Source organism: Saccharopolyspora gloriosae (genome assembly GCF_014203325.1).
GTDB lineage: Bacteria > Actinomycetota > Actinomycetes > Mycobacteriales > Pseudonocardiaceae > Saccharopolyspora_C > Saccharopolyspora_C gloriosae.
In genome coordinates this window covers 2,974,288-2,987,488 of record NZ_JACHIV010000001.1, presented here as the reverse complement: position 1 = coordinate 2,987,488, position 13,201 = coordinate 2,974,288, and the positions used below count along the sequence as shown (strand labels likewise).

The window sequence follows — 13,201 nt, the reverse complement described above, 5'->3', positions numbered from 1 at the left end:
TCGGCGAACCCGCCGTGAACGCCACGCCACCCCCGAACCCCTGGCCCACCCCCACCCGCCGATGCCATGCTGGACGTTTACCCCCGCACACCGGGGGTGGGCGGACGACCACCACACCAAATCAGGAATCCTGGAGCGGCCACCGCCCGAACCACGGGCGCACGCACATGGAGGACCCCTTGCGCCGACTGGTCGCCGCCTGCATCACCGCCACCGTGCTCACCGGCTGCGGCAGCGTCGGCGCCGACGACCCGCTGCAAGTCACCGACACCCTCACGGCCGCCGAACCCGCCCACGCGCCCCGCGCGGCCACCACGCCCGCGGGCAACGTCCGGCCCGCACCGCCCACCACCCTCACCACCTACCTGCCGGGCATCCTCGCCACCGTGCACGAGCGCACCGTGTCCCTCTACGACACCCGCGACCTCAACCGCCCGCCCCGCACCCTCGAGCTGCCCGGCACCCCCGCCACGCTGCGCGCCACGCCAGACGGCCACCTGCTCGCGCCCCAACCCGACGCCGACCTCGTCGCGCGCATCGACCCGGCCACCGCCACCGCCGAACAACTCCGCTACCCCGGCGGCCCCCTCGACGCCACCCCCGTGCCCGGCGGACTCGCCGTCGCCCTGCGCGCGGACAACACCATCGCCCTGCCCGGCGGCGCCCGAGCGACCGGCTTCCAACGCCCCGCCGAACTGCTCACCCTCAACGGCGAAGTCCACGTCCTCGACACCCTCACCACCTCGCTGACGCCCATCGACATCACCACCGGCGACAAGCAACCCGCCCTGCGCGCGGGCACCGGCGCCACCCGCACCACCGCCGACCGCTACGGCCGCGTCCTGGCCGTCGACACCCGCGGCGAGGAACTCCTCGCGTTCGACACCAAGCCGCTGATCATGAAACAGCGCTACCCCGTCCCCGGCGCCCCCTACGGCCTCGCCTACGACCCCGCCCGCGACCTCGCCTGGATCACCCTCACCGCGACCAACGAACTCGTCGGCTACGACATCGCAGGCGGCGAGCCCCGCGAAGTGCACCGCATGCCCACCGTCGAGCAACCCGACTCCGTGACCGTCGACCCCGACACCGGGCGCGTCTACGTCGCCTCGGCCACCGGGGCAGGACTACAGGTGGTGACGCCATGAGCGATGAACAGGACCCCGAAACCTCTTCCCTGCCCGCCCCCGCCACCGGCGGGGTGCGGGACGTCGGCTGGACCGACGACAAGTGGGAATACCGCCCGCTGCGGCTGCCTCCCGGCATCACGCGGCCCAGCGCCGCCACCCAGCTGAGCATCCACGCCGAGTTCTCCGGCTGGGAGCTGTCGCGAGTGCTGCTCTACGCCGACGGCACCCGCAAGGTCTGGCTGCGCCGCAGGCGCAGCACCCCCGGCATCCCCGAACTGCTCACCTGACGACCGGCCCCGGTGGTCACCGGCACACTGGGACGACCCGACGCCCCAGGAGACCCGCGTGACCGCACCCGAGCCGCCCGCGCTCCTGACCCCCGTCCTCCTGCCCCCCGTTCTCCTGACCGGAGCGCGACTCGTCGACGGCACCGGCACCGCCCCGCGCGAAGCCGACGTCCTGATCACCGGCAGCACCATCACCGCCGTCGAACCGCCCGGCATCCTCCCCGCGCACGGCGCCGTCGAGGACCTCACCGGGCTCACCCTCGCGCCCGGCTTCATCGACGCCCACTCCCACGCCGACAACGCACCGCTGCTCACCGAGGACGACACCACCAAGATCCTGCAAGGCGTCACCACCGAGGTCGTCGGCAACTGCGGGTTCAGCCTCGCCCCGCGCAGCACCGCACACGCCGGCACCCTCGGCGACTTCCTGCGCCGCCTGTTCCCGCCGACCGAGTTCACCTGGTCGAACTTCCAGGACCTGTTCGCCCGCACCGACGCCGCCGGGTACGTCACCAACCACTGCCCCCTGGTGGGGCACGGCAGCCTGCGCATCGCCGCCACCGGCACCTCCGACCGCCCTGCCGACGACACGGCGCTGCACGCCATGCGCGCCGCACTGGAGGAAGGCATGTCGGCGGGCGCCTTCGGCCTCTCCAGCGGACTCGGCTACCCGCCGGCGATGTTCGCGAGCACCCGCGAACTCGCCGCCGTGGCCGAAGTCCTCGGCGGCGACGGGCTCTACGCCACCCACCTGCGCGACGAAGGCGCCCACCTGCAGGACTCCATCGACGAAGCGCTGCGCATCGGCCAGGTCGCGGGGCGCACCCAGCTGTCCCACCTCAAGGCCGCCGGGCGCGACAACTGGGGTGCGATGGCGGCCGCGCTGACCCGGATCGCCCGCGCCCGGCACACCGGAGCCGAAGTCCTGCAGGACGTCTACCCCTACACCGCCTCCTCGACGATGCTCACCGCACTGCTGCCCGCCGACTTCCTCGGCACCGATCCCGACACCCTCATCGCCCGGCTGTCCGGCAAGGCGGGGCGGGCCGAGCTGCGCGCGGAACTCGGCGGGCGCGACGACTGGGACGACATCCTCGTCGCCACCACCGCCGGTCACCAGGACGAAGGCCGCACGCTCGCCGAACTCGCGGCCGAGCGGGCGACCGGGCCGGTCGACGTGCTCGCCGACCTGCTCGTGCGGGAACGGCTCCGGGTGGCGATGATCCACTTCTCGATGCAGGACACCGATCTGCGCCAGGCGCTGGCCGACGAGCACACCATGATCGGATCGGACGGCCTGCCGCCCGGCAACGGCGGCAAGCCGCACCCGCGGTTGCACGGGACCTTCCCGCGCGTGCTCGGGCGCTACTGCCGCGACCTCGGCCTGCTCTCGCTGCCGGAGGCCGTGCGCAAGATGACCTCGTTGCCCGCGCGGGCGTTCCGCATCCCGAACCGGGGTCTCGTCGCTCCCGGTCAGGTTGCCGACCTCGTCGCCTTCGACTCCGCGACCGTGCGCGACGTCGGCGGCTACCGCGACCCCGTCCACCCGCCGGCCGGAATCCGGCGGGTGTGGCTGGGCGGTCGTCTCGTGGTCGACCGCGGCCGCTACCTGGGCGGCAGGAACGGCCGACGGCTCACCCCGAGCCACTGACTCGTCGTCCTGGCCTTGTGTTGTGAGGTGTTGCGCTTGGAGCGTTGATTTCATCTGACACTGATCTTGTTGCGAGTATTGCATGAGCATGTTGCATCGCCGCTGTCGGAACTCAGCGGCGCCAGGGATCGCCCGTCTGCGGCGATGCTGTTCAGGGCGGGGATGCGCGGACGGAGAGCTCACCTGCGATGGCCCCGCAGGTGCGGACCCGTCGCCGCTCGCGCTGCAGTGATGAAGCGCAGTGCATCACCAAACTTTCCACGATGGAAACTTTGCAATTATGGAAAGTTCGGCTAGCGTGAGCGTCATGGTGATGGAGGACGGCGGGCTGCGCGAGCGCAAGAAGCGCGAGACCCGCCTCGCGTTGAGCCAGGCCACCATCCGGCTCGCCCTGGAGCGCGGGTTCGACGACGTTTCGGTGGACGACATCGCCGCCGCGGCGAACGTCTCCGCGCGCACCTTCCGCAACTACTTCACGAGCAAGGCCGAAGCCGTCGTCGCAGCGCACGTCGAGCGCGGGCACCGCATCGTCGAGGTGCTGCGGGAACGCCCGGCTGACGAACCGCTCTGGGACGCGGTCACCCACGCGGTCCTCGCGCAGTTCGAGCCGCCGGAAGGCAGAACCGCCTCCCCGGCCGAGCAGCGGTACACCTCGGCGCTCCAGAGGCTGCTGGCCGAGCCCGCGATCCGGCACGAGGTGCAGCGCGCGCAGCTCACATCGCAGGACGAACTGGTCGCCGCCATCGCCGACCGCACCGGCGCCGACACCACCGACCTGTACCCGCAGGTCGTCGCCGCGGTGACCGGCACCGGCCTCGCCACGGCGATGGCGCACTGGACGCGTGACCCGACCCGGTCGCTGGTGTCCCTGCTGCGCGAGGTCTTCGCCCAGATCCGAACCGGGCTGCCCGAACCCCGATAGCGCCCGACCCGCCGACAAGAGCCCGCTCGACGGGCTCTCCAGCATGCCCGGAACGAGGGAGTGACGATCATGGACGTGGTCATCGTCGGTGGCGGACCCAACGGCATGATGCTCGCGTGCGAGCTCGCGCTCGGCGGTGTCCGCCCGATCGTGCTCGAACGCTCGACCGAGCCCAGTGAGGAACCCCGGTCCAACGGTCTCGTCGGGCAGGTCGTGCGGATGGTCGACCGCCGCGGGCTTTTCGAGCGGCTCAGCGACCGGCCCGGCCCGCCGCAGCCCAACAGCGGCTACTTCATGTTCGCCGCGATGCCGCTCGATCTCGGGCTGCTCGACGACAGCCCCCTCTACAACCTCCCGGTACCGGAGTCGACGCTCGTGCGGGTCTTGGCGGAACGCGCCGCGGCACTCGGTGCCGAGATCCGCCGCGGCCACGAGCTCACCGGTCTCGCCCAGGACGACGACGGCGTCGCGCTCACCGTCCGCGGCCCCGCCGGGCGGGACTACGAGCTGCGCACGCGCTACGTCGTCGGCGCGGACGGCGCGCACAGCCCCGTCCGCAAGGCCGCGGGCATCGGCTTCCCCGGTGTCACCTACGACCGCACGACGAGCCGCACCGCGCACGCCGTCGTGCCGCACGATCGGCTCGACCCGACCACGGGCGCGCTGGAGGTGCCCGGTCACGGGCCGGTGCTGCCGTTCCTGCCCGTCCGCACCGCACGCGGCGGCTTCTCCTACGCGCCGCTGCCCGGCCTCCCGCCACTGGTCGCCACCGTCGAGTGGGACCAGCCCGCCTCCGGCGAGCCCCTGACCTTCGACGAGATGCGGGACAGCATCACCCGGGTGCTCGGCGTCGAGGTGCCGATCGAGCCGCCGCCCGGCGAGGGTCCGCACGTGCTGCGGCGGATCAACGGCGGCAGCACCCGGGTCGCCGACCGGTACCGGGACGGCCGGGTCTTCCTCGTCGGCGACGCGGCGCACGTGTTCGCCGCCGGTGGCACCGGCCTCAACCTCGGCTTGCAGGACGCGATCAACCTGGGCTGGAAGCTCGCGGCCGCGATCAGGGGCGGCGCCGACGTCCTCGACACCTACGCTGCCGAGCGGCGCCCGATCGCCGACCGCGCCATCACGTACTCCCAGGCCCAGGCCGCGCTGCTCTCCCCCGGCGACGACATCACCGGCCTGCGTCGGCTGTTCGGCGAGCTGCTCACCCGATCGGACGTCGTGCGGGTCCTCGCCGACCTCGTCGCCGGCGCGGACGTGCGCCACCCGGTCGGTGACGGCGCCCATCCGCTCGCCGGCTGGCCCGCTCCCGATCTGACCCTTCGCACCGCCGGCGGGGCGGTCCGCCTGGCCGAGCTGGTCCGCGGCGGGACGCCTCTGCTGATCGACCTCTCCGAGCGCGGCGACCTGCGCGCCGACGGCATCGAGGTCGTGCGCGCCACGGCGGACACCGACGTCAGCGCGCTGCTGCTCCGCCCGGACTCCTACGTCGTGTGGGCGTCATCGGAGGCTCGCCCCGACCAGGAGGAGCTGCGCATCGCCGTCGAGCGGTGGTTCGGCGTCCCGGCCGACGCCTAGAACGGGCCCTCTCCGGGCTCCGCGAAGGCGACGTCGGCCGTGGCGGGCGACGAACCGGGACGGTCCCGGCCAGCGCTGCGGGCGCTCCAGCTCCTCGTCCACGGACATCCGAGCCATCGAGGTCCATTCCGGTGCACTGAAGGTATCGACGGCGTGGCGGGAGTGCGATCTACACCACTCCCCAGGACCATCGGCCGTACCCTCCCGAGACCCGAAGGACTAGGAGCAGACAGTGGAACCCGCCGAGCGAGACCGGGCCGACGCCCTCGACTCCCCCAGTGGGAGCGTGCACACCCTCATGCCGGAAGCCGCCATCCCAGCACAGCACCGGCAGCCGTGGCCCTACGACCTCGAAGAAACCGACGAGAGCCACCTGATCCGCGGCTACGACTGAACGTCGGCGCCGCACCGGCCGCACGCATCGGTTCACGACCGCCGAGCCCGCACCGCTCGGCGGTCCGTTCTCCTCAGCACTGCGTCACGCGGTTCCGCTCCAGCGATTCCAGCGGTGTGCCGAAGCGCGCGGCGAGCGTTGACACCAAGTGCCGTTACCGGCCGGCCTCGGGCAGACCCCGGAGCGCTTCCTCCAGCTGTTTGAGCACCGCCGCGGCGGGTGCCCCGGTGCGCACGACACCGACGACGACGTCCTCACCGGCGCCCTCCCAGGCCGAGGCCAGGCCGGTGCGCACGACCGCCAGAGCTCCGCGCAGCCGGGTGCGCGCGTCGAGCTCCGCGCCGCTCTTGAGCCATTCCCGCAGCACCTGGTTGTGCGCGGCCACGATCGCCGCCGCGGCCACCGCCGCCCGCAGCGCCCCGTCCTGCTCGTGGGCGTAGCGGCCCCGCAGGTAGCGGGCGAACGCCCGCTGGTAGCCGTCGGTGCTGGCGATCTCCTTGTCCCGCAACGACGACACCTGCCGGGTCAGCGCGAAGCGCTGCAGCGACACCTCGGGTTCGGCGAGGTAGGTGTCCAGCACCTCCTCGGCGGCCCGGCTCACCACCAGCAGCGGCTCCTCGGCACCGGTGGCGCCCTCCAGGAACTCCGCGACGTCGGCGAGCCGCTCCTCGTGATCACCGAACACGGCGTCCTCCTTGGACCGGAAGTACCGGAAGAAGGTGCGCCTGCCGACGCCCGCCGCCTCGGCGATCTGGTCCACCGTGGTCGCCTCGAACCCGTTGGCCGCGAACAGGTCCAGCGCCGCCAGCGACACCGTGCCGCGGATCCGGCGACGTCCCTGCGGAGTGCGACCGGCTCGCGGTCGGGGCTGCTCGGGCATGGCCGAAATATACCCACCCTGATTGTAGGTGGCACTGCGTGCCGTTAGGATTCCGGCGAACGAGGATGCGGCGCGGCAGCAGCCCGCGCACCCGGATCCGGCGATCACCACGACCCCAGCGGCACGCTGGAGACGGGAGGCAAGCGGTGAACCCGAACTTCGAGACCTACCGGCTGGCCGACGAGCACGACGCCCTGCGCGAAGCGGTGCGCGCACTCGCCGAGAAGGAGATCGCGCCGCACGCCGCCGACGTCGACGAGCAGGAGCGCTACCCCCAGGAAGCGCTCGACGCCCTGGTCAAGGCCGGTTTCGCCGCCGTGCACGTGCCCGAGGTCTACGGCGGCGAAGGCGCCGACTCCATCGCCACCTGCATCGTCATCGAGGAAGTCGCCCGCGTCTGCGCCTCGTCCTCGCTGATCCCCGCGGTGAACAAGCTCGGCACCATGCCGATCATCCTGTCCGGCTCCGAGGACCTCAAGAAGAAGGTCCTCGGCGACCTCGCCGCGGGCAACGCCACCGCCTCCTACGCGCTGTCGGAGCGCGAAGCCGGTTCCGACGCGGGCTCCATGAAGACCCGCGCCCACCGCGACGGCGACAACTGGGTCCTCAACGGCAGCAAGTGCTGGATCACCAACGGCGGCGTGTCCAGCTGGTACACCGTCATGGCCGTGACCGACCCCGACAAGGGCGCCAACGGCATCAGCGCGTTCGTCGTGCACAAGGACGACCCGGGCTTCGTGGTCGGCCCGAAGGAGAAGAAGCTCGGCATCAAGGGCTCGCCCACCGTGGAGCTCTACTTCGAGGACTGCACCATCCCCGGCGACCGCATCATCGGCGAGCCCGGCACCGGCTTCAAGACCGCGCTGCGCACCCTCGACCACACCCGCCCCACCATCGGCGCCCAGGCCATCGGCATCGCCCAGGGCGCGCTGGACGCGGCGATCGACTACGTCAAGGAGCGCAAGCAGTTCGGCAAGTCCATCAGCGACTTCCAGGGCGTGCAGTTCATGCTCGCCGACATGGCGATGAAGATCGAGGCCGCCCGGCACATGGTCTACATCTCCGCGGCACGCGCCGAGCGCGGTGAGGGCAACCTCGGGTTCATCTCCGCCGCCGCGAAGTGCTTCGCCTCCGACGTGGCCATGGAGGTCACCACCGACGCCGTGCAGCTGTTCGGCGGCGCCGGCTACACCCGCGACTTCCCGGTCGAGCGGATGATGCGCGACGCCAAGATCACCCAGATCTACGAGGGCACCAACCAGATCCAGCGCATGGTGATGGCCCGCGCGCTGCTCAAGGGCTGACCCCGCGAGACGATCCGAGCACTCCCGAACCTGTGGCCCCCGGCATTGCCGGGGGCCACAGGCGTGGCCCGACCTGGAATGCCCGCCGCCGAACCCGCCCGCACACTGGAACCCCCAGACACCTCTCCGACGCCGCACCAGCGCCGCGACATCCGGGAGAGCTCATGGACATCGCGCGAGACCTGTTCGCCTTCATCGCCCGGCTCGCCATCGGCATCGTGCTCATCGCCCACGGCCTGCAGAAGTTCCTCGGGCTCGGCATGCCGATGATCAGCGACGCCTTCGGGCGGCTGGGCATCCCGCTGCCCGCGATCGCCGCCTGGTTCACCGTGCTCGTCGAGATCGTCGGCGGCGCGCTGCTCATCCTCGGCCTGCTGCTGCCGATCGTCGGAGTGCTCATCGCACTGCTCATGGCCGGCGCGGCCTGGTTCGTGCACCTGCCCTACGGGCTGTTCAGCCCCAACGGCTACGAACTCGTGCTGGTCATCGGAGTCGCCGCGCTCGCCCTCGGGTTCAACGGCGGGCGCTGGTCGATCGACCACGGGCTGCTCAGCCGCTTCGCCCGCCGCGAACCGAGCCCGGCGGGCGACCGACGCTGACCAGGAGTCAGTCCTGCTCCGCGGCACCGATCGCGCGCTGCCGGGCGATCTGGTTGCCCGCCTCCGCGTAGAGGCTCGTGACCAGCCAGGCACCGACCCCGATGTCATCGGTGATCCCCACCAGCGGCAACAGGTCCGGGATCACGTCGAGCGGCCAGATCAAGTACAGCACCCCCGCCAGCCACAGCACCGTCTGGTACCGCGGCACCGCCGCCTCCCCACCGCGCCACGGCGCCGCGATCATCGACGGGATCGCGCGCAGCCGCTGCACCGGCCCACCCGTGCCGGGAGCCGACGACGCGACCCGGCGAGCCGCCCGCAGCGGGGCGAGCCTGCGGCGCACCCGCGCCACCACCCCGGCCACCAGCACCCCGATCCCGGCCGCGATCAGGCCACCGGGCAGCAACCACCACTGCCCGCTCCAGTCCCCGACCACGAGCGTGATCAAGCCCGCCAGCACGAGCACTCCACCCACGGCGATCATGGCGCACACCTCTCCGCCGCACCGACGATCGTGCGGACGGCCACCAGCCTGTCACGAACCGCCACCGGCCTCACCCGCCCGGTGAACCGGGACGCGGGCCTGCCTGATCCGTGCCACAGTCGCCGAGGGCACGGATCAGGGGACGGTTGGGGGCACCGTGGTCGAACAGGCCGAATCAGCACGCCGGCCGCCGTCGCTGGCACGGGCGGGCGGCACGATGGCCATCGCCACCATCGTCAGCCGCATCACCGGCCTGGCCGCGAAGGTCGTGCTGGTCGCCGTCCTCGGACTCGGCATGGTCAACGACTCCTACACGGTCGCCAACACCCTGCCGACCGTCGTCAACGAACTCCTGCTCGGCGGTGTGCTCACCAGCGTCGCCGTCCCGCTGCTCGTGCGGGCGCAGCAACGCGGGGAACGCGACGGCGAGTCCTACGCGCAATGGCTGATCACCACAGGCGGGGTGCTCATGGCGGGCGCCACCGTCCTGGCCGTGGCCACCGCTCCCCTGCTCACCGCCCTCTACCTCGGCGCCGACACCCGCGCGAACACCGCGCTGACCACCGCGTTCGCCTACCTGCTGCTGCCCGCGATCCTCTTTTACGGCCTGTCCGCGCTGCTCTCAGCGGTGCTCAACGCGCGGCACGTGTTCGGACCGCCCGCCTGGGCACCGGTGCTCAACAACGTCGTCGTGCTCGCCACCGCCGGAGTGTTCGTGCTGCTGCCCGGCACCATCTCGCTCGACCCGGTGCGCATGGGCGAACCGAAGCTGCTGGTCCTCGGCATCGGCACCGCGCTCGGCATCGTCGCGCAGAGCCTCGTGGTCGCCATCGCGCTGCGCCGCACCGGGTTCCGATACCGCTGGCGGTGGGGCTGGGACCACCGGCTCGGCGAGTTCGCCTCGCTCGCCGGCTGGGTCGTGCTCTACACCCTGATCAGCCAGCTCGGCATGATCGTCACCACCCGGGTCGGCGCGCAGGGCACCGAAGGCAGCGTCGCCACCTTCACCTACGCCTGGCTGCTGTCCCAAGTGCCCTACGGAGTGCTCGGCGTGTCCCTGCTGACGGCGCTCATGCCGCGCATCAGCCGCTCCGCGACCGACCCGGACTCCCGCGAGTTCGTCGCCGACCTCTCCCTGGGAACCAGGATGAGCGCGGTGCTGCTGCTGCCGATCAGCGCGCTGATGCTGGTCGCGGGCGGCTCCCTCGGCATCGCGTTCTTCTCGCTCGGCAACAACGGCATCGCCGCCGCCGACCGGCTCGGCGCGACCATCGGCGTGTGCGCGCTGGGCATCGTGCCGTTCGCGATCACCATGCTGCAGCTGCGCGCCTTCTACGCGATGAAGGACGCCCGCACCCCGACCGTCATCAACCTGATCATGGTCGGCTTCCGCGCAGCGCTGTGCTACCTGTTCCTCGCCACCACCGATCCGCAGGACCTCGTGGTGGGCGTCGCGCTGGCCATGTCGCTGAGCTTCGTCGTCGGCGCCCTCGTCGGGCAGCTCTGGCTCAGCGCCCGGGTCGGCGGCATCCGCACCCGCCGCACCGGGCTCAGCATCCTGCGCGCGCTCGCCGTCACCGCCGTGGCATGCTGCTGCGCCGTCGCCGCCGACGCCGCCCTCAGCGCCGCGCTCGGCACCACCGGAGTGATCGCCGGTGCCTGGCTCACGCTCGTCGTCGACGGCGTCGTCGTGCTCGCCGTCAGCTTCGGCGGCCTGCTGCTGGTCAAAGCCCCGGAGATGGAACCAGTCCGGGCCGCCCTGCAGCGCCGCCGCTGATCACTTCGGGTTGCGCGCGCGCATCCTGCTGCGCTCCACGCGCAGCGCGGCGAGCTCCTCCGGTTCGGCGATCGGCTGCAGCGGAGCCCCCACCGCCCAGCCCAGCAGCAGATCCGCCAGCGCCGGATTGCGCGCCAGGATCGGCCCGTGCAGGTAGGTGCACACCACGTGCCCGCGCACCACGCCCTCCGCGCGGTCGGGGCCGTTGCCGATCCCGCGGGTGACCCGCCCCAACGGCATCGACCCCGAACCCAGACGGGTCCGGCCCAGGTGGTTCTCGAAACCCGTGAGCATGCCGACCCCGGCGAGCAGGCAGTCCGTGGTCACCTCGCCGATCGCCCGCTCCCCCGCGGGTTCGGTGACCGCGTCGACCAGCCCGAGCCCCTCGTGGCGCACCCCGTCACCGGTCGTGAACTCGGTGCCCAGCACTTGGAGGCCACCGCAGATCCCCAGCACCGGAGCACCGCGCGCCGCGGCGCGCTGCAGGCCCGGCGATCGGGACAGCACCCGCATCGCCGCGGTCTGCGCCACGTCCTCACCACCGCCGAGCAGGTACACGTCGCAGGAGTCGGGCACCGACGCGGAGGAGGACAGCACGGTGACCGTCTCCGACGGGATGCCCCGCCAGTGCAGCCGCCGCTCCAGCACCAGCATGTTCCCGCGATCCCCGTAGGTTCCCAGCAGGTCCGGCAGCACCAGCGCGATCCGCACGCCCTCGCCGCTCATCGGGCCACGCTCCGGGCCAGCAGGTCGCGGAACGCGGTGTAGTTCGCGACCACGTCCGGTTCCGGCCCGCTGCGGACCAGCGCGTCCTGCGCGGTGGCGGTCACCTCGCAGGACACCCCCGCGTACCGCAGCCGCACCGCCAGGTCCAATCCCCGGTCCCCGGTCACCAGCACCGACCTCCCCCGCAGCGCCTCGAAGTCCACGTCCCACAGCCACGACACGTCGTAGCCGTCGGCTTCCCTGCTGTTGACCGCCAGGATCAGCGGGCGGTCGTGCCCGGAGACGAGGTCGAGCATCTCCAGCCAGCTCGCCGGGTTCTTCGCCAGCAGCAACCGCACGACCCGGTCGTCGAGCAGCACCGTCGAGTAGCGCCCGCTGGCCTGGCGCAGGTCCGCGACGCGGCGCAGCACTTCGGCGGGGTCGCAGCCGAGCTCGGCGGCCGCCGCCACGGCGAACGTCGCGTTGATCCGGTTCACGTGGCCGGGAAGCGCCAGGTCCAGCGGGTGTTCCACGCCGTCCGGGCCGATCACGCCGGTCTCGGTGACCGTCCAGTCGGCGTCCGGGCGCGAGAGCCCGCATTCGCAGTGCCAGGGCCCGTCGAGGTCGGTGAGGAACGCTCCGCAGCGCGGGCAGTTCAGCGCGTCGTGCGTCCACCGCGCGCCACCGGACACCCAGGTCACCGACGGGTGCCCGGCGCCGATGGAGACGATGTTCGGGTCGTCGCGGTTGGCCACCACCCGGGTCTGCGGTGCCCGTTCCAGGGCGGTGCGCAGGCTGCGCTGCACGGTGCGGATCTCGCCGACCCGGTCCATCTGGTCCCGGCTGAGGTTGAGCAGCAGGATCACCGAGGGGGCGAACTCCGCGGTGACCTGCGCGAGGTGCAGCTCGTCGACCTCCAGCGCGGCGAACGGCGCGGACAGGTCGGTCATCAGCGCCGCCACGTGCCCGTCGAGCATGTTGGCCCCGGTGACGTTGCTGGTGGCCGCGCCTCGGCTGCGCAGCGCTTCAGCGACGAGCGCGGTCGTGGTGGTCTTGCCGTTGGTCCCGGTGATCATGACGATCCGGCGGCCCGCGGCGAGCTTGGCGAGCAGTCCGGGTTGCAGGCTCAGCGCGAGCCTGCCGCCGATCATGCCGCCGCTGCCCAAGCGCAGCCGGCGCGACATGCTCGCCACGACCCGTCCGGCGCCGAGCGCCAGCGACGTGCGCAGCGGGCCGCCCGGTGCCGGTGGTGCCGGGCGCGGCGGGGCGATCACCCGCCACGGCGAGATCGGCTCGGTCGGCGCGGACGGGTCGGGTGACGTCGGCGGGCCTTCGGCTTCACGAGGCCGCGGCGTCGTCGCTCCGCCCGCCGCGGCCCGATCCCCGTCGGCCTCGCCCTGCTCCGTCGCCCGTTCGCCGTCCCTTCTGGTTCCGGTCATTCGTCACTCCCCCTTGACGAACAGCGGTGGTGCGGTGGCCGGTCGCCGGCG

The 13,201-nt window shown here is 72.4% G+C and carries 13 protein-coding genes; 9 read left to right on the top strand and 4 right to left on the bottom strand.

Going from position 1 to position 13,201, the window contains the following annotated elements; all coding sequences use genetic code 11:
- The first annotated feature begins 179 nt into the window (after positions 1-179).
- From BJ969_RS13220 to BJ969_RS13195, 6 genes are all read left to right on the top strand, one after another.
- Complete coding sequence (locus tag BJ969_RS13220; RefSeq protein ID WP_184479233.1) at positions 180-1,148, top strand: YncE family protein; 969 nt, start codon at positions 180-182, stop codon at positions 1,146-1,148.
- Positions 1,145-1,417 carry a DUF5703 family protein gene (locus BJ969_RS13215; protein ID WP_246456790.1) on the top strand — a complete coding sequence of 91 codons (273 nt, stop codon included), beginning with the start codon at positions 1,145-1,147 and terminating at the stop codon, positions 1,415-1,417. Before BJ969_RS13220 ends, BJ969_RS13215 begins: the two co-directional genes overlap by 4 nt.
- A 58-nt stretch (positions 1,418-1,475) precedes the next feature.
- Complete coding sequence (locus BJ969_RS13210) at positions 1,476-3,068, top strand: N-acyl-D-amino-acid deacylase family protein (protein ID WP_343071377.1); 1,593 nt, start codon at positions 1,476-1,478, stop codon at positions 3,066-3,068.
- A gap of 307 nt (positions 3,069-3,375) precedes the next feature.
- The gene (locus tag BJ969_RS13205) at positions 3,376-3,990 is read left to right on the top strand and encodes an acyl-CoA-like ligand-binding transcription factor (RefSeq protein WP_184485214.1); all 615 of its coding nucleotides are present in this window, start codon (positions 3,376-3,378) and stop codon (positions 3,988-3,990) included.
- Positions 3,991-4,059: 69 nt separating this feature from the next.
- The gene (locus tag BJ969_RS13200) at positions 4,060-5,568 is read left to right on the top strand and encodes an FAD-dependent monooxygenase (protein WP_184479232.1); all 1,509 of its coding nucleotides are present in this window, start codon (positions 4,060-4,062) and stop codon (positions 5,566-5,568) included.
- A 232-nt stretch (positions 5,569-5,800) separates the two neighbouring features.
- Positions 5,801-5,962 (top strand): hypothetical protein, encoded by a 162-nt coding sequence (locus BJ969_RS13195; RefSeq protein WP_184479231.1) that lies wholly within the window; start codon positions 5,801-5,803, stop codon positions 5,960-5,962.
- A 154-nt stretch (positions 5,963-6,116) separates the two neighbouring features.
- On the opposite strand, the gene BJ969_RS13190 is transcribed toward BJ969_RS13195, so the two are convergent.
- Positions 6,117-6,842, bottom strand: a complete 726-nt coding sequence (locus tag BJ969_RS13190; protein ID WP_184479230.1) for a TetR family transcriptional regulator — start codon at positions 6,840-6,842, stop codon at positions 6,117-6,119.
- Positions 6,843-6,988: 146 nt separating this feature from the next.
- Here BJ969_RS13190 and BJ969_RS13185 point away from each other — a divergent pair, with 146 nt between their 5' ends.
- Together BJ969_RS13185 and BJ969_RS13180 are read left to right on the top strand one after the other, a co-directional pair.
- Positions 6,989-8,146 (top strand): acyl-CoA dehydrogenase family protein, encoded by a 1,158-nt coding sequence (locus BJ969_RS13185; RefSeq protein ID WP_184479229.1) that lies wholly within the window; start codon positions 6,989-6,991, stop codon positions 8,144-8,146.
- A 164-nt stretch (positions 8,147-8,310) separates the two neighbouring features.
- Positions 8,311-8,745, top strand: a complete 435-nt coding sequence (locus BJ969_RS13180) for a DoxX family protein (RefSeq protein WP_184479228.1) — start codon at positions 8,311-8,313, stop codon at positions 8,743-8,745.
- A 7-nt stretch (positions 8,746-8,752) separates the two neighbouring features.
- Here the strand turns inward: BJ969_RS13180 and BJ969_RS13175 are convergent, their stop codons facing one another.
- On the bottom strand, positions 8,753-9,229 hold the full coding sequence (locus BJ969_RS13175) for a YkvA family protein (protein ID WP_184479227.1): 477 nt from the start codon (positions 9,227-9,229) through the stop codon (positions 8,753-8,755).
- A gap of 157 nt (positions 9,230-9,386) precedes the next feature.
- Between BJ969_RS13175 and murJ the strand changes: the two genes are divergently transcribed.
- Entirely contained in the window at positions 9,387-11,006 is a 1,620-nt protein-coding gene (gene murJ, locus BJ969_RS13170; protein ID WP_184479226.1) for a murein biosynthesis integral membrane protein MurJ, read from the top strand.
- Here murJ and BJ969_RS13165 read toward each other — a convergent pair whose 3' ends face one another.
- Both BJ969_RS13165 and BJ969_RS13160 read right to left on the bottom strand, forming a co-directional pair.
- The gene (locus BJ969_RS13165; RefSeq protein WP_184479225.1) at positions 11,007-11,732 is read right to left on the bottom strand and encodes a type 1 glutamine amidotransferase; all 726 of its coding nucleotides are present in this window, start codon (positions 11,730-11,732) and stop codon (positions 11,007-11,009) included. It lies immediately after the preceding gene.
- Positions 11,729-13,150: a MurT ligase domain-containing protein gene (locus BJ969_RS13160; protein ID WP_184479224.1), complete on the bottom strand. Its 1,422-nt coding sequence runs from the start codon at positions 13,148-13,150 to the stop codon at positions 11,729-11,731. Before BJ969_RS13160 ends, BJ969_RS13165 begins: the two co-directional genes overlap by 4 nt.
- Positions 13,151-13,201 lie beyond the last annotated feature (51 nt).

Coding starts and splice junctions, on each gene's coding strand:
- BJ969_RS13165 (WP_184479225.1), bottom strand. CDS start 11,732: ATGAGCGGCGAGGGCGTGCGGATCGCGCTGGTGCTGCCGGACCTGCTG.
- BJ969_RS13180 (WP_184479228.1), top strand. CDS start 8,311: ATGGACATCGCGCGAGACCTGTTCGCCTTCATCGCCCGGCTCGCCATC.
- BJ969_RS13205 (WP_184485214.1), top strand. CDS start 3,376: ATGGTGATGGAGGACGGCGGGCTGCGCGAGCGCAAGAAGCGCGAGACC.
- BJ969_RS13190 (WP_184479230.1), bottom strand. CDS start 6,842: ATGCCCGAGCAGCCCCGACCGCGAGCCGGTCGCACTCCGCAGGGACGT.
- BJ969_RS13200 (WP_184479232.1), top strand. CDS start 4,060: ATGGACGTGGTCATCGTCGGTGGCGGACCCAACGGCATGATGCTCGCG.
- BJ969_RS13215 (WP_246456790.1), top strand. CDS start 1,145: ATGAGCGATGAACAGGACCCCGAAACCTCTTCCCTGCCCGCCCCCGCC.
- BJ969_RS13175 (WP_184479227.1), bottom strand. CDS start 9,229: ATGATCGCCGTGGGTGGAGTGCTCGTGCTGGCGGGCTTGATCACGCTC.
- BJ969_RS13160 (WP_184479224.1), bottom strand. CDS start 13,150: ATGACCGGAACCAGAAGGGACGGCGAACGGGCGACGGAGCAGGGCGAG.